At 66.2% G+C, this 19,465-nt stretch carries 16 protein-coding genes; 12 read left to right on the plus strand and 4 right to left on the minus strand.

Annotation, left to right across the window (positions count from 1 at the left end; translation table 11 throughout):
* Positions 1-135 precede the first annotated feature (135 nt).
* The 5 genes from ACSBQT_RS13390 (at position 136) to ACSBQT_RS13410 (ending at position 6,385) form a co-directional block, all read left to right on the plus strand.
* Complete coding sequence (locus ACSBQT_RS13390) at positions 136-960, plus strand: hydroxypyruvate isomerase family protein (protein ID WP_410710853.1); 825 nt, start codon at positions 136-138, stop codon at positions 958-960.
* A gap of 35 nt (positions 961-995) precedes the next feature.
* The gene (locus tag ACSBQT_RS13395) at positions 996-1,883 is read left to right on the plus strand and encodes a 2-hydroxy-3-oxopropionate reductase (RefSeq protein WP_410710852.1); all 888 of its coding nucleotides are present in this window, start codon (positions 996-998) and stop codon (positions 1,881-1,883) included.
* A 90-nt stretch (positions 1,884-1,973) separates the two neighbouring features.
* Positions 1,974-3,767, plus strand: coding sequence for a glyoxylate carboligase (gene gcl, locus ACSBQT_RS13400; protein WP_410710851.1), 1,794 nt, complete (start codon positions 1,974-1,976; stop codon positions 3,765-3,767).
* 128 nt (positions 3,768-3,895) lie between these two features.
* A complete protein-coding gene (allB, locus tag ACSBQT_RS13405; protein ID WP_410710850.1) occupies positions 3,896-5,251 on the plus strand; it encodes an allantoinase AllB in 1,356 nt (451 codons plus the stop codon).
* Between the two features lie 144 nt (positions 5,252-5,395).
* Positions 5,396-6,385 carry a DUF559 domain-containing protein gene (locus ACSBQT_RS13410; RefSeq protein ID WP_410710849.1) on the plus strand — a complete coding sequence of 330 codons (990 nt, stop codon included), beginning with the start codon at positions 5,396-5,398 and terminating at the stop codon, positions 6,383-6,385.
* A gap of 89 nt (positions 6,386-6,474) precedes the next feature.
* On the opposite strand, the gene ACSBQT_RS13415 is transcribed toward ACSBQT_RS13410, so the two are convergent.
* Positions 6,475-6,954, minus strand: a complete 480-nt coding sequence (locus tag ACSBQT_RS13415) for a peroxiredoxin (RefSeq protein ID WP_410710848.1) — start codon at positions 6,952-6,954, stop codon at positions 6,475-6,477.
* 48 nt (positions 6,955-7,002) lie between these two features.
* Positions 7,003-8,160, minus strand: coding sequence for a glycerate kinase (locus tag ACSBQT_RS13420; RefSeq protein ID WP_410710847.1), 1,158 nt, complete (start codon positions 8,158-8,160; stop codon positions 7,003-7,005).
* Between the two features lie 198 nt (positions 8,161-8,358).
* Between ACSBQT_RS13420 and uraD the strand changes: the two genes are divergently transcribed.
* From uraD to aceE, 4 genes are all read left to right on the plus strand, one after another.
* Positions 8,359-8,850, plus strand: a complete 492-nt coding sequence (uraD, locus tag ACSBQT_RS13425) for a 2-oxo-4-hydroxy-4-carboxy-5-ureidoimidazoline decarboxylase (RefSeq protein WP_410710846.1) — start codon at positions 8,359-8,361, stop codon at positions 8,848-8,850.
* Positions 8,847-9,170 carry a hydroxyisourate hydrolase gene (gene uraH, locus ACSBQT_RS13430; protein WP_410710845.1) on the plus strand — a complete coding sequence of 108 codons (324 nt, stop codon included), beginning with the start codon at positions 8,847-8,849 and terminating at the stop codon, positions 9,168-9,170. Before uraD ends, uraH begins: the two co-directional genes overlap by 4 nt.
* Before the next feature lie 155 nt (positions 9,171-9,325).
* On the plus strand, positions 9,326-10,210 hold the full coding sequence (gene pucL / locus ACSBQT_RS13435; RefSeq protein ID WP_410710844.1) for a factor-independent urate hydroxylase: 885 nt from the start codon (positions 9,326-9,328) through the stop codon (positions 10,208-10,210).
* A gap of 95 nt (positions 10,211-10,305) precedes the next feature.
* A complete protein-coding gene (aceE, locus tag ACSBQT_RS13440; RefSeq protein ID WP_410710843.1) occupies positions 10,306-13,050 on the plus strand; it encodes a pyruvate dehydrogenase (acetyl-transferring), homodimeric type in 2,745 nt (914 codons plus the stop codon).
* A 24-nt stretch (positions 13,051-13,074) separates the two neighbouring features.
* On the opposite strand, the gene ACSBQT_RS13445 is transcribed toward aceE, so the two are convergent.
* The gene (locus tag ACSBQT_RS13445) at positions 13,075-13,854 is read right to left on the minus strand and encodes an IclR family transcriptional regulator (protein WP_139907129.1); all 780 of its coding nucleotides are present in this window, start codon (positions 13,852-13,854) and stop codon (positions 13,075-13,077) included.
* Positions 13,855-14,016: 162 nt separating this feature from the next.
* Between ACSBQT_RS13445 and ACSBQT_RS13450 the strand changes: the two genes are divergently transcribed.
* From ACSBQT_RS13450 to ACSBQT_RS13460, 3 genes are all read left to right on the plus strand, one after another.
* Positions 14,017-15,396: an NAD-dependent malic enzyme gene (locus tag ACSBQT_RS13450; protein WP_410710842.1), complete on the plus strand. Its 1,380-nt coding sequence runs from the start codon at positions 14,017-14,019 to the stop codon at positions 15,394-15,396.
* A 108-nt stretch (positions 15,397-15,504) separates the two neighbouring features.
* Positions 15,505-16,812, plus strand: a complete 1,308-nt coding sequence (locus tag ACSBQT_RS13455) for a DUF6986 family protein (protein WP_410710841.1) — start codon at positions 15,505-15,507, stop codon at positions 16,810-16,812.
* A gap of 34 nt (positions 16,813-16,846) precedes the next feature.
* Positions 16,847-17,671: a bifunctional allantoicase/(S)-ureidoglycine aminohydrolase gene (locus ACSBQT_RS13460; protein WP_410710840.1), complete on the plus strand. Its 825-nt coding sequence runs from the start codon at positions 16,847-16,849 to the stop codon at positions 17,669-17,671.
* A gap of 108 nt (positions 17,672-17,779) precedes the next feature.
* Here ACSBQT_RS13460 and ACSBQT_RS13465 read toward each other — a convergent pair whose 3' ends face one another.
* On the minus strand, positions 17,780-19,255 hold the full coding sequence (locus ACSBQT_RS13465; protein ID WP_410710839.1) for a malate:quinone oxidoreductase: 1,476 nt from the start codon (positions 19,253-19,255) through the stop codon (positions 17,780-17,782).
* Positions 19,256-19,465: the final 210 nt, after the last annotated feature.

Here is a 19,465-nt window from a genome sequence, read left to right on the forward strand (position 1 = left end):
GGTTGCTGGGCCGCCGTCAGGTAGTTCTGGGGGAAAGGTCTTGACGGGAACTCCACGGCCGACTTATGCTGATTTCACGGAATGGAAACAAACTTCCACAATACGGAAAACAGCGGCAACTCAAAGGAGAGCTCCATGTCCCAGAACTTCACCTCACCTGGCAGCTACGTCCTCAACTGCTCCACCCTGCTCACCGAACTGCCCGTTCTCGAGCGCGCCCAGGCCGCGAAGGACGCCGGTTTCGACGAGCTCGAATTCTGGTGGCCCTTCGACGGGAACCCGAGCCCCACCTCGGCGGAGGTCGATGAGTTCATCGCCTCCCTCGAATCCGCAGGCGTCGCCCTCAAAGGCCTGAACTTCTGGGCCGGGAACATGGCAGCCGGCGATCGCGGAATGGTCTCGATCATCGGCGCCGAAGAGGACTTCGCGAAGAACGTCGACATCGTCGTCGAAATCGGCCGTCGCACCGGCTGCCGCGCATTCAACGCCCTCTACGGGCTGCGCACCAACGGCCAGGACTCCGCCTCTCAGGACGCCACCGCCGCCGCCAACCTCGCGCTGGCCGCCGGCAAGGTCGCCGAAATCGGCGGGACCGTCCTCGTCGAACCCGTCTCCGGAGCCGAGGCCTACCCGCTCAAGCGCTACGCCGACGCCGCCGAGGTGGTTGCTCGGGTCCGCGCCGACGGATCCGAGAACATCGCCGTGCTCGCCGACTTCTACCACATGCACGTCAACGGCGACGACGTCGCGGCCGTCATCGAGGCCGAAGCCGCCAACTTCGGCCACATCCAGATCGCCGACGCCGATGGCCGCGGGGCACCGGGAACCGGGTCGCTGCCGCTGCGCCAGTGGATCGACCGCGCCTACGACCTCGGCTACACCGGAGCCGTGGCACTCGAATACAAACAGGATCGCGCCACGGCCTTCGACTGGCTCGACCGCGCCGCCCAGACTGCCTGAACCTCACCACCGACGACTCGAAGGAAACCCCCACCATGTCCAAGACCATCGCTTTCATCGGACTCGGAATCATGGGCCTGCCCATGGCCAAGAACCTCGTTAACGCCGGATTCGACGTCCGCGGCTTCAACCGCACCCCGGCCAAGGCCCAAACGCTCGCCGAGGCGGGAGGCAGTGCCGCCGCCACCATCGCCGAGGCGGTGGACGGGGCCGACGTCATCATCACCATGGTTCCCGACTCACCCGACGTCGAAGCCGTGCTCACCAGCGACGACGGAATCCTCGCCCACGCGTCTGCCGGGTCCACCTGGATCGACTTCTCCACCATCCGCCCCGATGTCGCGAAGGACTTGGCCGAACGGGCCAAGGCTGCTGGCCTCAAACCGCTCGACGCCCCCGTCTCCGGCGGCGAACCCGGAGCCGTCGACGGTGTCCTCTCTGTCATGGTCGGCGGCGACCAGGCCGACTTCGATGCGGTCTCCGACGTCTTCGAAGCCGTCGGCAAGACCATTGTCCTCGTCGGCCCCTCGGGAGCCGGCCAGACGGTCAAGGCCGCGAACCAGCTCATGGTCGCCGGCAATATCGGACTCCTCGCCGAAGCCGTCGTCTTCCTCGAAGCCTATGGAGTCGAAACGGGTGCGGCACTGCAGGTCCTCGGCGGCGGGCTGGCCGGATCCAAGGTGCTCGATCAGAAGGGCCAGAAGATGCTCGACCGCTCCTTCGACCCCGGATTCCGGCTCGAACTCCACCACAAGGACATGGGCATCGTCACCGCCGCCGCCCGCGAGGCAGGAGTGGCGATCCCGCTCGGCGCCACGGTCGCCCAGCTCGTCGCCGCAACCGTGCAGCAGGGCAACGGAGGTCTCGATCATTCGGGTCTCTTCACCGTCGTCGAAGCCCTCTCCGGCAAGAACGAGAACTGAACGACCGCCTCGGCGCCGGTGATCTCACCACTCAACCCCGAACCGAGCCGGCGACAGCGTCGTCGCCGGCTCACGAACAAAGGACGAACCATGACACGCATGCGCGCAGTCGACGCCGCAGTGCTCATCCTCGAAAAGGAAGGCGCCACCGAGACCTTCGGCCTGCCCGGGGCGGCGATCAACCCGCTGTACTCGGCGATGAAGGCTCACGGCGGAATCTGCCACACCCTGGCCCGGCACGTCGAGGGAGCCTCGCATATGGCCGACGGATACACCCGTTCGGCACCGGGCAACATCGGAGTCTGCCTGGGCACCTCGGGCCCGGCCGGCACCGACATGATCACCGGGCTCTACGCCGCGGCCGCGGACTCCCAGCCGATTCTGTGCATCACCGGCCAGGCGCCCGTCGCCGTGCTCGACAAGGAGGACTTCCAAGCCGTCGACATCGCCTCGATCGCGAAGCCCGTGACGAAGATGGCCAAGACGGTGCTCGAAGCCGGGCAGGTGCCCGGCGTCTTCCAGACCGCCTTCCAGCTCATGCGCTCGGCCCGTCCCGGACCCGTGCTCATCGACCTGCCCATCGACGTGCAGCAGACCGAGATCGAATTCGACATCGACGCCTACGAACCGCTGACCCCGGCCAAGCCCGCGGCCACCTCGGCGCAGGCGGAGAAGATCCTCGATCTCATCGCCGAGGCGGAACACCCCATCATCATCGCCGGCGGGGGAATCATCAACGCCGACGCCGCCGACCGGCTCGTCGAATTCGCCGAACTCACTTCCATCCCGGTGTCACCGACCCTCATGGGCTGGGGCGTGATCCCCGATGACCACCCGCTGGCCGCGGGCATGGTCGGAATCCAGACGCACGTGCGCTACGGCAACGCGAGCTTCCTCGAATCCGACCTCGTCATCGGCATCGGCAACCGCTGGGCCAACCGCCACACCGGTGATCTGAACGTGTACCGGAAGGGTCGGAAGTTCGTCCACATCGACATCGAACCGACGCAGATCGGCCGCGTCTTCGCCCCGGATTTCGGGGTCGCCTCGGACGCCGGCGCAGCCCTCGATGCCCTGCTGGAGGCGGCGCGCGCCCGGTCGGGCGGACTGCCGGACTTCACCGGCTGGGCCGATGAGTGCACGGCGCGGAAGTCGACCGAGCATCGGAAGACGAACTTCACCGAGATGCCGATCAAGCCGCAGCGCGTCTACCAGGAGATGAACCGGGCGTTCGGCCAGGACGTCACCTACGTCTCGACGATCGGACTGAGCCAGATCGCCGGAGCCCAGATGCTCCACGTCTACCGGCCCCGGCACTGGATCAACGCCGGCCAGGCCGGACCGCTGGGCTGGACTGGACCCGCGGCACTCGGCGTGGCCAAGGGCAAGCCAGGCGAGACCGTGGTGGCGCTGTCCGGTGACTACGACTTCCAGTTCATGATCGAAGAGCTCGCAGTCGGCGCGCAGCACAAGATCCCCTATGTCCACGTCGTCGTCAACAACTCCTACCTGGGACTCATCCGCCAGTCCCAGCGCGGATTCGAGATGGACTACGAGGTGTCGCTGGCCTTCGAGAACATCAACGCCGCCGGTTCCGCATCCTCCGGATACGGCGTCGACCATGTGGCCGTGGCCCAGGGGCTCGGGTGCAAGGCGCTGCGGGTCGAGGATCCCGAACTCATCGGCGAAGGCCTGCGGGTGGCCAAGGAACTCATGGACGAACACCAGGTGCCCGTGGTCGTCGAGGTCATCCTCGAGCGGGTCACGAACATTTCGATGGGAACTGCCCTCGATCAGATCAACGAGTTCGAGACCCTCGCCCAGACCCCGGCCGATGCCCCGACGGCGCTGAGCCCGATGGGCGAACTGGCCGCGGCGAAATAGGGTGGGGCCCGGTCTCGCTGGGTCGAACCGCGGGAGGGCTGGGCCGAACCGCCCGAGCCGAGTAGTCTAGAACGGTATACCGAAACTGCATCCACCGGCCCACAAGGGCGGGCGACCGAGGAGGAACATTGAGCAACGACGCCGACTTCGACCTGATCATCCATGCCGAGAAGGCTCTGCTGCCTGAGGGCATCGAACCGGTGACGATCGGGGTCAGGGACGGGAAGATCGCCGAGATCGCCCGCGGTGGACAGGATCTGGGCACAGCCGCCTCGGCGGAGGTGAAAGTCATCGAAATCGGGGATGATCAGGTGCTGCTGCCCGGTCTCGTCGACTCCCACGTCCACGTCAATGATCCCGGTCGCGCCGAGTGGGAGGGCTTCGCCAGCGCCACCCGCGCGGCCGCGGCCGGGGGAGTGACGACGATCGTCGACATGCCGCTGAACTCGCTGCCGCCGACGGTCAACATCGCAGCCCTGGAGACGAAACGCGAGGTCGCCGAGCCCAAGGCCTTCGTCGACGTCGGCTTCTGGGGAGGGGCGATCCCCGGCAACACCGCGGATCTGCGGCCCCTGCATGAGGCCGGCGTCTACGGCTTCAAATGCTTCCTCGAGGACTCCGGCGTCGAGGAATTCCCGCCGTTGGAGCCGGCCGAGATGAAGGCGGACATGACCGAGATCGCCTCCTTCGACGGAATGCTCATCGTCCACGCCGAGGACCACGAGGTGATGACGTCGGCGCCGAAGAACTCGGGTCCGAAGTTCGCCGACTTCCTCGCCACACGCCCTCGCGAGGCCGAGAACGTCGCGATCGGCCGGGTCATCGACGCCGCCCGGGAGACCGGGGCCCGGGCGCACATTCTGCACCTGTCCTCGGCGGATGCGCTTGACCAGATCGCCGCGGCCAAGGCCGAGGGCATCAAGCTCACCGTCGAGACCTGCCCGCACTACCTCGTCTTCACCGCCGAGGAGATCCCGGACGGGGCGACCACGCACAAGTGCTGCCCGCCGATCCGCGAGGAATCGAACCGGGAAGCGCTGTGGCAGGGGCTCATCGACGGCACGATCGACTGCATCGTCTCCGACCACTCGCCCTCAACGGCCGAGCTCAAGCTGCTCGACACCGGCGATTTCGGTGCCGCATGGGGCGGAATCTCGTCGCTGCAGCTGGGACTCTCCCTCGTGTGGACCGAAGCCGCCAAGCGCGGAATCGACCTCGCCGAGGTGGTCCGCTGGATGTCCGCGGCACCGGCAGCCGTGGCGCGGGTCGAAGGCAAGGGAGCGATCGCCGAGGGCAATGACGCGGACTTCGCCGTCTTCGCTCCCGACGAGGAGTGGACCGTGAAGGCCACAGAGCTCTGGCACCGCAACCAGATCAGCGCTTATGACACCCGCACCGTCCGCGGTCGGGTCACACAGACGGTGCTGCGCGGAGCCCCGGTCGACTTCGAGACCCCGGCGGGCCGACTCCTCAACGCCCGCTGATTTACTACCTGACGGCGGCCGTGCCACCTCGCGCGAGGTAGCACGGCCGCCGTCAGGTAGTTGTGGGGAGAAGTTATCCACAGGTTGTTCTCAGGTATTGTCTTTTGATGGTCAAGAGTGCAGTTTGGTGTCATGTACCTAAGTATGACGACGCAGAAGCTCTATCGGCTCGGGTTCACCAAAGACGAGATTCGGCGCGGGGAGAAGTGCTGCCTCGAACGCGTAGCGCGAGGACGATATGTGGCCACCGGCTCCTGCACGGACGCGCGACATGAGCCGATCTGGTCGGCACTGAGTGAAGAGGACTTCGAGGAGTTCGGCCACCACGGCGACATGCGTGATGAGATCGAGCGTCTTCGCGTACTCATCCGGACTCGGGCTGAGAAGATCCACACCGCGTCTGGACGGTGGCGAGTGACGAAGGGGCGCGAGGTCTTCTCGCATCTGTCGGCGGCGCTCATCCACGGCCTCCCGATCGCCTATCCGGCCGAGTCCAGGGTGGAGGTGCTGCGTCCCAACATCAGCCGCAAGTACAAGCACCTCTATGTCCGGGACAGAGAGGTTCCGTCACCACATCGCCAGATGGTCGGCATCTATGCGGTGACGACGATGGAACGGACGCTCATCGACGTCGCCCGCGACTACGGACCCGATATGTCGGTGCCGATGCTCGACGAGGTGATCCGCCGACGCCGCACCGCGCGATTCCGCATCGAGGCGGTGCTGGCCGAATGCCCCGAATTACGCGGGGACGCGGCGGTGCTGCGCGCCCTCGACCTCACCGACGGCAGGCGCGAAGCCCCGTCGGAGTCGATCGCAGCAGTGCGCTTCTTTGAGCACGGAATCATCGGCTTCGAACCGCAAGTCGAATTCTTCGACCACTCCGGAGGCGTTGTCGCCCGAGTCGACTTCTGCAATCACGATGCCCGTCTGATCATCGAGATCGACGGCATGGAGAAGTACACGATGAATGGACGTTCGCCGGAAGAGAGCATCGCCGCGGAGAAGGCGCGTCAGGCCGCACTCGAAGCCAGGGGGTACACGATCATCCGGCTCACATACGGCGATCTCTTCCGTGCGGCTCCGTTCGAGCGGATCCTCGGTGAGCTCGCCACCCGGCTGCGCACGAACTGAGTGCCCGGAAACGCTCCCAGACGCAGGTGGCGGCGGTGGTGCCACCTCGCGCGAGGTGGCACGGCCGCCGCCAGGTAGTAATTGGAGGGTCAAGCGTTGAGCTCGTCGCGGAGGCGGGCGACGTGGCCGCGGGCGTCGACGTTGTACTCGGCGTGGGTGAGCGTGCCGTCGGCGCCGATGACGAAGGTCGAGCGCTGAGTGCCCTGGAACGTGTGCTCGCCGACCGTCTTCTGTCCATAGCTGCCGTAGGCCTTCGCCACCGCAGCGCCCGGGTCGGAGAGCAGCGAGAAGGTCAGCCCCTCCTCGGCGGCGAACTCCTTGAGCGATTCGGTGTCATCGGGGGAGACCCCGAGGACCTCGAAGCCCGCGGCCGCCAACGCCGAGAGGTTGTCCCGGAAATCGCAGGCCTCCGTCGTGCAGCCCGGCGATGCGGCCTTCGGGTAGAAGTAGAGGATGACGCTGCGGCCGGCATAGTCCGCCTTCGACACGGTCCGTCCCTCCGCGTCGGTGAGCGTGAAGTCGGGAGCGATGTCTCCGACAGCGAGCCGAATCTGAGTGGTCGTGGTCATGGTGCGTCCTTTCGTCGTTGAAATGGAGTGGCAGGTTGAAATGGTGTGTCAGACGGCCGCGAGTGCGCACGCCTGCGCAGCCGTGTCCTCGATGAGCGCCTCGGCGCGCTCGGACAGGGTGGCCAGGTCCGCCGGCCCCGGAGCGATCGACAACGCCGCCGTGATCCCGGCGTCCCGACATTCCGCGGCGGTCAGGCCGACCCGACCGGCGATGACGATCACCCTCGCCGAGGCGGGGGCATGGTCCCGCACGGCCGCGACGACTTTCCCGCCCAAGGATTGGGAATCGAAGGACCCCTCTCCCGTGAGCACGAGATCGGCGTCGGCCAGGGTCTCGGACAGTCCCACGGCCTCGGCGACCATCGTCGATCCGGGCACCACCTCGGCGCCGAGCAGCGTCGTCAGCGCCAGCGGAATCCCGCCGGCAGCCCCGAACCCCGGCATCGCCGCCAGGTCTTCTGCCTCGGCAGAGGTGTCGGTGAGCACCTCGGCCAAATGACCGAGTCCGGAATCGAGCACGGCCACCGAGTCCGCGTCCGCCCCCTTCTGCGGACCGAAGACCGCAGCGGCCCCGCGGGGCCCGGTGAGCGGATTGTCGACATCGACGGCGATGCGCCACCGCACTGCCGTCGCCCGCCGGTCCAGCCCCGAAGTGTCCACCGCAGCGATCGCGGCCAGGCCGCCTCCGCCCGGTGTGACCGGCTGACCTGCAGCGTCGGTGAAGCGTGCGCCGAGGGCGGACAGTAGTCCGGTTCCGCCGTCCGTGCTCGCCGAGCCGCCGATGCACAGCAGGATCTCCTCGACGCCGAGGTCGAGTGCCGCGGCCGCGATGAGCCCGACGCCGTAGGTATCGGCGCGTTCGGGCTGCAGCTCCACGTCCGAGACCTGCGGCAGGCCATTGGCTTGGGCCGCCTCGATGACCGCGGTCTTTCCGTCAGGGGAGAGGCCGAAGTCCGCCGAGGCGGCCCTGCCCAGGGCATCGACCGTGTCGACGGTGCGCGGCCGGGTTCCCCAGACGGCGAGCAGGGCATCGAGCGTGCCCTCCCCGCCGTCGGCGAACGGCAGTTCGGTGACCCGTGCGCCGGGGAAGACTGCGCGGGCGCCGCGGGCCATGGCGGCCGCGGCGGCAGGAGCGGAGGCTGAGCCCTTGAAGGAGTCAGGGGCGCAGACGATTGACGGGGTCTGATCTGTCGTTGTCAGGCTCATGCACTCATTCAACCTCATCGTCGATGGTCGGGTGTGCGGCGGTTGCCACACAAACAGTATCCACCATACGGAAGAAAGTTTCCATAAAATGTGTGAGCAATTTGACATTGCCGATGGCGCCCAGCAGACTCGGATCAGTTGTTCGGAAATGGTATTCCGAACGGTGAAAGTCATTCAGCGCCTGCCTAGGAGGTCACCGTGGACCTGGCCGAGTTCAACCGACTCCCAGCCGATGATGCCCGCGGAATTCTGCGTCCCTGCCTCGACGTCGACCGGTGGATCGACGCGATCGTCGACGCCCGCCCCCTGGCCGACCTCGACTCCGCCAAGGCGGCGTCCAGCGCCGCCGCACCGCTGACCACCGCCGAGATCGACGCGGCGATGTCCCATCATCCGCGCATCGGTGAGAAGGCGAAGGGCGAGAGCGCCGAGGCGGCCCACTCGAGCCGTGAACAGGCCGGACTCGGCACCCTGGAAGCAGATGTGCAATCCCAGCTGGCCGCCGGAAACGCCGCCTACGAAGATCGCTTCGACCGCGTCTTCCTCGTCCGCGCCGCCGGTCGCACCCCTGAGGAGATCCTCTCCGAACTGCAGCGCCGAATGGACAACACAGCCGAGGATGAGACCGCCGAGGTCGGGCAGCAGCTCATCCAGATCGCCGAACTGAGACTCGAAGGGATCCTCTCATGAGCTTCATCACCGCCCATGCACTCGACTCCATGGTCGGCACACCCGCCGCCGACCTCGAGGTCACTCTCTACTCCGGCGGCGAAGTCATCGTCTCGGCTCGCACCGACGACAACGGGCGAGTCTCCGACTTCGGCCCCGACCACCTCGAGCCGGGGGACTACCGGATCGTCTTCGGCACCGGCGACTACTTCGCGGCCCGCGAGATCGATCACTTCCACCCCGTGGTCACCATCGACTTCACCGTCCAGGCCGGGCAGGAGCACTATCACATCCCGCTGCTGCTCAGCCCCTTCGCCTACAGCACCTACCGCGGCAGCTGAGCCGCGCCCACAATCGCTCACAGGGGAAGCAGGCCCCCTGCAGGATCTCCATCCTCAACAAACCGCCGAAGCCGACCGGGAACTGCCGGCAGGCCTCGCCAAACGAATGGTCACGGCGTGAGCAGGTGCGCACGCCGACGAACTGGAGGAAGAAAATGAGCAAGGTCCGACTGACATCGAACCAGTACGGCAAGGCGGAGAACCGACTCATGCGGGTCTACCGCGACACCGACCGCCACGAGATCCGCGATCTCAACGTCACCTCACAGCTGTGGGGCGACTTCGAGACCGCTCACACCGAAGGCGACAACGAGCACGTCGTCGCCACCGACACCCAGAAGAACACGGTCTTCGCGAAGGCCAAGGAGCTGGGCGTGAGCTCCCCCGAACAGTTCCTCATGGGCCTGGCCCACCATTTCACATCGAGTTTCGACTGGGTCACCGGCGGACGCTGGGAAGCCGAAGAATACGGCTGGGACCGGATCAACGACCACAAGCACTCGTTCTACAAGTCCGCTCCCGAGGTCCGCACCGTCGTCTTCACCCGTGACGGCGACAAGGACACGCTGATCTCCGGCTTCAACGGACTCACCGTGCTCAAGACCACGGAGTCGGGCTTCGTCGGCTACCCGAAGGACAAGTACACGACCCTGCCGGAGACCCAGGACCGGATCCTCGCGACCGATATCGCCACCCGGTGGATCTACAACACCACCGACCTCGACTTCGAAGCCGTGTACACCAAGGTCAAGGAGATCATCCTCGACTCCTTCACCGATCACTTCTCCCACGCCCTGCAGCACACGCTGTACCAGATGGGCGAGAAGGTCATCGAGGCCGTGCCGGAGATCGACGAGATCCGCTTCTCCTGCCCGAACAAGCACCACTTCCTCTATGACATCGAACGTTTCGGGCTCGAGAACCCGAACGAGGTCTTCATCGTCGCCGACCGCCCCTACGGCCTCATCGAAGCCACCTTCACCCGTGAAGGCGTCGACGAGAACAAGGACGCATGGGCACAGGTCGCCGGCTTCTGCTGAGATCTGAACATCACCTGCTGAGACAGGACTTTCCATCTCCGGGCTCCCGGGGTACTGTTCCGGGAGCCCGGACCCCGTGAGAAGGAAACCCCGATATGACACAGGACACAACCTCGGCGAGTCCGAGGGGAAGCGTCGACGAAGAGGTCGATGAATGGATCGAGTCCTGGGAAGGGCTCGTCGGCGCGCGCGGAACCCAGCGCGCGGGCGAGATCATGGAGGCGCTGCGTGCACGCGCGGCCACGAACTCCGTTGCCCAGCCCAAGGTCACCACCACTGACTACGTCAACACCATCCCCGTTGACCAGGAGCCGTTCTATCCGGGCGAGGAGAAGGTCGAGCGCCGCTTCCGCAGATGGCTGCGGTGGAACGCCGCCATGCTCGTCCATCGCGCGCAGCGGCCCGAGATCTCCGTGGGCGGGCACATCTCCACCTACGCGGGTGCCGCCACGCTCTACGAAATCGGATTCAACAACTTCTTCCGCGGTCAGGACCATCCCGGCGGCGGCGATCAGGTCTTCTTCCAGGGCCATGCCTCACCGGGAATGTACGCCAGGGCGTTCCTCGAGGGCCGCCTGACCGAGGCCGACCTCGACGGGTTCCGGCAGGAGGTCTCGCGTGCCCCGCACGGGCTGAGCTCGTATCCGCACCCGCGCCTGATGCCGGAGTTCTGGCAGTTCCCGACCGTGTCGATGGGTCTGGGGCCGATCAACGCGATCTACCAGGCGCAGATGAACCGCTACCTCCACAATCGCGGCATCTCCGACACCTCGGATCAGCGGGTGTGGGCGTTCCTCGGCGACGGCGAGATGGACGAACCCGAATCGCGCGGCGCCCTGCAGCTGGCCGCGAATGAAGGGCTGGACAACCTCACCTTCGTCATCAACTGCAACCTCCAGCGCCTCGACGGGCCCGTGCGCGGAAACGGCAAGATCGTCCAGGAGCTCGAGGCGACCTTCACCGGCGCCGGCTGGGACGTCATCAAGGTGCTGTGGGGCCGCGAATGGGACGACCTGCTGGCCAAGGACCGCACCGGCGACCTCGTGAAGATCATGAACGAGACCCTCGACGGTGACTATCAGACCTTCAAGGCCGAATCCGGCGGATTCATCCGCGATAATTTCTTCGGCCGCACCCCTGCCACGAAGGGGCTCGTCGACCACCTCTCCGACGACGACATCTGGAACCTCAAACGCGGCGGCCACGACTACCACAAGGTCTTCGCCGCCTACCAGAAGGCCGTGAACACCAAGGGCAAGCCGACCGTCATCCTCGTGCAGACCGTCAAGGGCTACGGTCTGGGCACGACGTTCGAGTCCCGCAACGCCACCCACCAGATGAAGAAGTTCACCGCCGCTGACGTCAAGGCGTTCCGCGACCGGATGGACATTCCGATCAGCGACAAGGTCATCGACGACGACCCGTACGCCGTGCCCTACTACCACCCGGGCAAGGACGACGACGCGATCCAGTACATGCTCGATCGTCGGCGTCAGCTCGGCGGATTCCTGCCGGCACGGAAACCCGAGAACAACAAGATCTCCCTGCCCGCGCCCAGCGACAAGGCGTTCGCGCAGACGAAGAAGGGCTCGGGGCAGCAGATGGCCGCCTCGACGATGGCGTTCGTCCGGCTGCTCAAGGACCTCATGCGAGAGAAGGGGCTGGGCGAGCGGATCGTGCCCATCATCCCCGATGAGGCCCGCACCTTCGGCATCGATGCGTTCTTCCCGACCGCGAAGATCTACAACCCGAACGGGCAGAACTACCTCGCCGTCGACCGCGAGATGTTCCTCTCGTACAAAGAAGCCGTGAGCGGTCAGCTCCTCCACGTGGGCATCAACGAAGCCGGTGCCGCAGCCGGCTTCACCGCCGCGGGAACCGCGTACTCCACCCACGGCGAACCAATGATCCCGATCTACGTGTTCTACTCGATGTTCGGGTTCCAGCGCACCGGCGACGCCTTCTGGGCCGCCGGCGACCAGATGACCCGCGGGTTCATCATCGGCGCCACCGCCGGACGGACGACCCTGACCGGCGAAGGGCTCCAGCACGCCGACGGACACTCACCGGTGCTCGCGGCCACGAACCCCGCCGTGCGCGTCTACGACCCCGCCTACGGCTACGAGATCGGACACATCGTCCGCGACGGCCTGCACCGCATGTACGGCGAGCACGACCTCGGCGAGGACGCGCGCAACGTCATGTACTACCTCACCGTGTACAACGAACCGATGCTCCAGCCCGCCGAACCGGAGGACGTCGACGTCGAGGGCATCCTCAAGGGCATCCACCGCGTCGCCGAGGCGGCTGCGGGCGACCGTCCGCAAGCGCAGCTGCTCGCCTCCGGTGTGGCCGTGCCCTGGGCTCTCGAGGCCCGGGATCTGCTCGCCGCCGATTGGGGCGTCGACGCCGCTGTATGGTCGGTGACCTCATGGGCGCAGCTGCGCCGCGACGGCCTCGAATGCGAAGCCGCGGAGCTCGATGCCGCCGACGGCGCCGAGGCGGCCGACCGCGTGCCGTACGTGCGTCAGAAACTGGAGGGCCAGCCCGGCCCGATCGTGGCCACGAGCGACTTCGACTCCACCCAGCCAGATCTCATCCGGCCGTACCTGGACCACGATTTCGCGACCCTCGGCGCGGACGGGTTCGGCTTCTCCGACACCCGTGCCGCCGCGCGCAGGCACTTCAAGATCGACGCGCATTCGATGGTCGTGCGCACCCTGCAGCTGCTTGCCAAGCGCGGGGAGATCGACGGATCGGTCCCCGCCGAGGCGGCCCGCCGTTATCGTCTGAACGACGTCAACGCCGGCACCTCGGGAACGGCCGGCGGAGACTCCTGACCGGTTCGGGAACTGCAGCCAGAGTCAGCGGCCGCTCTGCATCTCAGCGGAGATGCGGGCGGCCGCGTCTTTGAGCAGGGGCACGGCGCGATCGGCGAACGACTGGTCGACGCGGCTGATCGGACCCGAGACGGAGATCGCCAATGGCGCGGGGGAGTCCGGGATGGCCATGGCGAAGCAGCGCACGCCGAGCTCCTGCTCCTGTTCGTCGATGGCATAGCCGCGCTCACGGATGCGGCCCAGCTCGGCCTCGAGATCTTCGATCGTCCCGATGCTGTATTCCGTGGGGGTGGGCATTCCGGCAGTGGCCGCGATATGCCGGACCTGCTCGGACTCGAGCCCTGCGAGGATGGCCTTGCCGACCCCGGTGGCGTGCATATGTGCACGGCGTCCCACCTCGGTGAACATCCTCATCTGGCGTTCGGATGCGACCTGATCGACGTAGACGACCATGTCTCCGTCCATCGTCGCCACGTTCGCCGACTCCCCGAGCTCGGCGACGAGCTCGCGCAGGTAGGGGCGGGCGACGGCGCCGAGCTGGGAGCCGGCGATATCGCCGAGTCGCACCAACCCGGGTCCGAGCGCATAGCCGCGATCGGGCAGCTGTCGGACCACACCGAGGTTGACGAGTGTGTTGAGCAGGCGATGGATCGTCGGCAGGGGCAGATTGACGTCCGCGGCGATATGGCTCAGCGTCGCCGATCCTGCGGAGTTCGCGATGCACTCAAGCAGTCCGAACGCGCGTTCGACGGACTGCACGCCGCCCTTGGACTGGCGGATCGCCGGGGTGTCCTTGCTGCTCATCGAGGTTCCTTAATCTGTGGTGAGTCTCGGCAGTGAAACTCCGTTCAGTCTAGTCCCGAAATGGAAGAAACTTTCCGAATACACTGACACCGTCTAGTATTTCCACTAGGCAGAAGTTATTATCCATAATACGGAAACTTGATATCAAGGAGGATATTGCCCATGGTCGCCACCAGTCCCGGATACTCCATCACTCTGCGCGTCGGCACCGAGGTCGGTCAGGCCTCGACCTCCGACCTCGTCGCCGCGGCCGCCGCCACCGGCGCATCGGTCACCGCCCTCGACGTCGTCGAATCCACTCCGCACTCGGTCATCATCGACGTCAGCGCCGACACCCGCGATGTCGCCCACGCCGACGAGGTCTCCGATGCGCTGAGTGCGCTGCCCGGAGTCGACGTCCACAAGGTCTCGGACCGCACCTTCCTGCTTCACCTCGGTGGGAAGCTCGAATCCGCCCCGAAGGTGCCCCTGCGCAACCGCGACGACCTCTCCCGCGCCTACACCCCGGGTGTGGCCCGCGTGTGCAAGGCGATCGCGGAGAACAAAGAGGATGCGCGGCGGCTGACGATCAAACGCAACACCGTCGCCGTGGTCACCGACGGCACCGCGGTGCTCGGCCTCGGCGATATCGGGCCTGAGGCGGCCATGCCGGTGATGGAGGGCAAGGCCGTGCTGTTCAAGCAGTTCGCCGGTGTCGACGCCTGGCCGGTCGCCCTCGACACGAAGGACACCGAGGAGATCATCTCCATCTGCAAGGCCATCGCACCGGCCTACGGCGGAATCAACCTCGAGGACATCGCGGCTCCGCGATGCTTCGAGATCGAGGCCCGCCTGCGCGAAGAACTCGATATCCCCGTCTTCCACGATGACCAGCACGGAACCGGCGTCGTCACCCTCGCCGCACTGAAGAACGCGCTCAAGGTCGTGGGCAAGAAGATCGAGGATCTGCGGATCGTCGTCTCCGGAGTCGGCGCGGCCGGCAACGCCATCATCCGCCTCCTCCAGGTCGCCGGGGCCACGAACATCATCGCCTGCGGACGTGATGGGGCGATCGGTCCGGACTCGACGGTCGACACCGACCACAAGAAGTGGCTGCAGGCGAACACGAACCCCGAAGGCTTCTCCGGCACACTCAAGGAGGCCGTCGTCGGCGCCGACGCGTTCATCGGCGTCTCCGCCCCGAATGTGCTCGACGGTGACGATATCGCGGCGATGAACACGGACGCGCTGGTCTTCGCCATGGCCAATCCCGACCCCGAGGTGGACCCCGCCGAGGCGGCCGAGCACGCAGCCGTGGTGGCCACCGGCCGCAGCGACTTCCCGAACCAGATCAACAATGTGCTCGCGTTCCCCGGAATCTTCCGCGGACTCCTCGACGCCGAAGCCCGCGACATCGACGAGAACATCATGGTCGCCGCCGCCGACGCCATCGCCTCGTGCATCCCCGAGGACGAACTCCACCCCGGCTACGTCATCCCCTCCGTATTCGATCCCGAAGTCGCAAAGAAGGTCGCCGAGGCGGTCGCCCGGGTCTCGTCCTGAAACCCCAGAGAGCCTGCGTGCCCGAGGGCGGAGAATGAGAGACAATGAGGCCAGGCTCGCACACCGCCGCCTCGCCGTCGAACCCGTGCAGAGAAAGAGAATGTGAAAGTGGAACGATCAACACTCGCCGATATCGACTCACTGCTTCAGGACACGGACGAGCTTCTGGCGACCGCGTACCCCGGTGATCGTGACGTCCGCCAGCCCGTACACACCGTGTACGTGCCCGGCGACCGCACGAGTGCCGACCTGCCGTACCAGTGGGGACAGCAGGCGCTCGAATGCGTCGAGGCCCATGGCGGAATGCTGCAGCTGGCCGAACGCGTCATCACCGCCGCCCGGAAGGAATCCGGTCCCGCGATCCCCGGCCAGGTGGTCAGCATCCACCAGGTGGCCCGTGAAGCCGAACTCCTCGCCGAGGCGGTCACTGCGAAACTCGAACGTGAGCCGATCGAGGACCTGCGCCTGGACTTCGAAGACGGGTTCGGCGACCAGGGCGACGAGACCGAGGATCGGTGGGTCGTCCAGGCCGCCCGCGATGCGGTGGCCGGCCGCGCGGAGAAGGGAGCCCCCGGCTTCGTCGGCATCCGGTTCAAATGCATGGAGAAAGCGACCCGGGAACGCGGTCTGCGCACTCTCGACCTGTTCATCTCCGAGCTCATCAAGGCAGGCGGCAGCCTGCCCGATAGTCTCGTGCTCACCCTCCCGAAGGTCAGCACCGTCGACCAGGTCCGGGCGATGGTGCTCGCCGCACGAGCGCTGGAAGCCGAGCACAGCCTCGGCGAAGGGACGATCACCTTCGAGATCCAGGTCGAGACCCCGCAGCTCGTGCTCGCCGCCGACGGCACCGTGCCGCTGGCGACGGCGCTGCAGGCCGGGGCCGGGCGCGTGACCTCCCTGCACTACGGAACCTATGACTATTCGGCGTCGATGGGAGTGGCAGCGGCCTACCAGGCGATGGACCATCCGGTCGCGGACTTCGCGAAGAACCAGATGATGCTCGCCGTCGCCGGCACCGGAGTCCACCTCTCCGACGGGTCGACGAACATCCTCCCGCTCGGCGAGCCCGCAGAGGTCCACCACGCGTGGGCACTGCACGCCGGCCTCGTCCGCCGCCACCTCAAACGAGGGATCTACCAGGGCTGGGACCTGCACCCGCACCAGCTCCCGACCCGGTTCCTGGCGACCTTCGCCTTCTACCGCGAAGGTGGGCCACGGGCGGCGCAGCGCTTGCACGACTACGTGTTCAAGGCCGATTCGACGGTCCTCGACGAACCCGCCACCGCGAAGGCGCTCGCACGCTACCTCGACCGGGGGCTCGTGTGCGGAGCCCACACCGAGGAGTTCGTGACCTCGCGGACGAACCTCAGCCTCACCCAACTCGGGCAGCTCGCCCGCACCGGCTCGCTCGACTGAGCCCACCGACCACAGACCGAAGGAGATCCCACCCATGACGACGACCGACCCGTACACCTACTGGGCCCCGACCGGCGGCCACCCGCCGCAGTCCGACCTGCTCACCGACCGTGCCCTCGTCACCGAGGCCTATACGGTCATCCCGCGCGGAGTGATGCGCGATATCGTCACCTCGAACCTGCCCGAGTGGACCGGGACCCGGTCGTGGGTGCTGAGCAAGCCCGTGGCCGGGGGAGCGGTGACGTTCTCGCAGACGATTCTCGAAGTCGCCCCCGGCGGCGGCTCGGAGGCGCCGGAACCGCAGCCCGAGGTCGAGGGATTCCTCTTCGTCATGGCCGGAACGCTCGAGGTCACTCATGAGGGAACCGCGCACACGCTGACCCCCGGCGGATTCGCGTTCCTGCCCGCCGGTTCGACGTGGTCGGCGAAGTCCACCGGCACCGAGGCGGCCCGCTTCCATTGGGTGCGCAAACGCTACCAGCCCGTGGCGGGACTGACCCCTGAAGCGAAGTTCGGCAACGAAGCCGATGTCGAACCGTCACCGATGCCGGGAACCGACGGACGGTGGCGCACCACCCGTCCGCTCGATCCGGACGACCTCTCCTACGACATGCACGTCAACATCGTCACCTTCGAAGCCGGAGCGGTCATCCCGTTCGCGGAGACGCATGAGATGGAGCACGGCCTCTACGTGCTCGAGGGCAAGGCCGTCTACCGTCTCAACGGCGACTGGGTCGAGGTGCAGGAGGGCGACTTCATCTCCATGCGCGCCTTCTGCCCGCAGGCTTGCTACGCCGGCGGTCCCGGACGCTTCCGCTACCTGCTGTACAAGGACGTCAACCGTCAGGTCGAACTCTGAGGCTCTCGACGCTCCGAACTCCTAAGGGAACGTAAGAAGCGGCTGGCCGGAAAGGATTCCGGCCAGCCGCCTCTCCCGTATGTCCGTCGCCTGAGTGCGTCAGTCCAGTCAGATGAGCTGCAGGGTCCGCGATGTGTACTCGGAGACCTCCTTGAGCAGCGTCTCGTCGTCGACGAGGTCGCGGCCGAGCGAGGGGATCATGTCCTTGAAGCTCTTCTCCCAGCCCGCGAACTCGCGGGGGAAGCAGGTCTTGAGCAGTTCGATCATGATCGGCACCGCGGTCGAGGCACCCGGTGAAGCACCGAGCAGGGTCGCCAGCGAACCGTCGGCGGACGAGATGAGTTCGGTGCCGAACTGGAGGACGCCGCCCTTCTTCGGATCCTTCTTCATCACCTGCACGCGCTGACCGGCCTGGATGAGTTCCCAGTCGGCAGGGTCGACGGAGGGGATGAAGGTCTGCAGAGCCTCGAAGCGGGCCTTCTTCGTTGCGGCGAGCTCACCGAGGAGGTACGTGACGAGGTCCGTGTTGTCCTTGGCGACATTGAGCATCGTGCCGATGTTGTTTCCGCGCACGGAGAACGGCAGATCGGTGAAGCGGCCCTTCTTGAGGAACTTCGGCGAGAAGCCGGCGTAGGGGCCGAACATCAGGTAGTCCTGGCCGTCGACGACACGGGTGTCGAGGTGCGGCACCGACATCGGGGGAGCATCCTGGGCGGCCTGGCCGTACACCTTCGCCTGGTGGCGGGCGACGAGATCCTGATTCGCGGTGCGCAGGAAGTAGCCGGAGACCGGGAAGCCGCCGTAGCCGCGTCCCTCCGGGATGCCGGACTTCTGCAGCAGCGGCAGTGCACCGCCGCCGGCGCCGACGAAGACGAACTTCGCGCCCACATGGTGGGTCTCGTGCGAGAGCAGATCCTTCACGGTGAGAGTCCAGCCGTCCGAGGAACGGTCGAGGTCGGTGACCTGGTGGCTGGTGCGCACGGTCGCGCCCTTGGCGGCGACGTAGCTGAGCAGCTGAGACGACAGAGAGCCGAAGTCGACGTCGGTGCCCTGCTTGATGCGCGAGATACCGTTGACCTGCCCGGGACCGCGGCCGGAGAACATCAGCGGCAGCCATTCGGCCTGAGTGTCCGCGTCCTCGGTGTATTCCATGTCCGCGAACAGCGGATTGCGCACCATCGTCTCGTAGCGGTTCTTGATGTAGTCACGTCCCTTGTCGCCGCGTCCGTAGCTGACGTGGGCGATGGGATTGATGAAGGTCGTCGGATCGGTGATGACACCGGTGTCGACCAGGTGCGACCAGTACTGGCGCGAGTGGTGGAACTGCTGGTTGATATTCGAGGCCTTCTCCAGGTCGATCTGACCGTTGGAGTCCTCGGGGGTGTAGTTGAGTTCGCAGAGTGCGGCGTGGCCGGTGCCGGCGTTGTTCCAGGGGTCGGAGCTCTCCGTTGCCACATAGTCGAGCTTCTCGTAGACACGGATGTCCCAATCGGGCTGAAGTTCGGTCAGCATGGCGCCCAGAGTGGCGCTCATGATGCCGCCGCCGATCAAGACGACGTCGACTTTTTCCTGCGGTGAGGGCATTTGGACTCTCATTCCTCGTCTCTGACTACATGTATTCGTCTCTCAGGGTACTCTCCGGGATCGGCCCACCTGTAACCCGGGAGGTGGGAACGAAGCGTCGCGAGAGCATTCTCACAGCGGATGGACGTCCGCCCTGCTCGCCTTTATCCGACCATTCGGACGCTTTGGCAAGACAGTCTGTGTTGCGTGCCACAAGATATGCAACTATGG

Origin of the sequence: Brevibacterium sp. H602 (assembly GCF_051172395.1) — a bacterium.
Classification (GTDB): Bacteria; Actinomycetota; Actinomycetes; order Actinomycetales; family Brevibacteriaceae; genus Brevibacterium.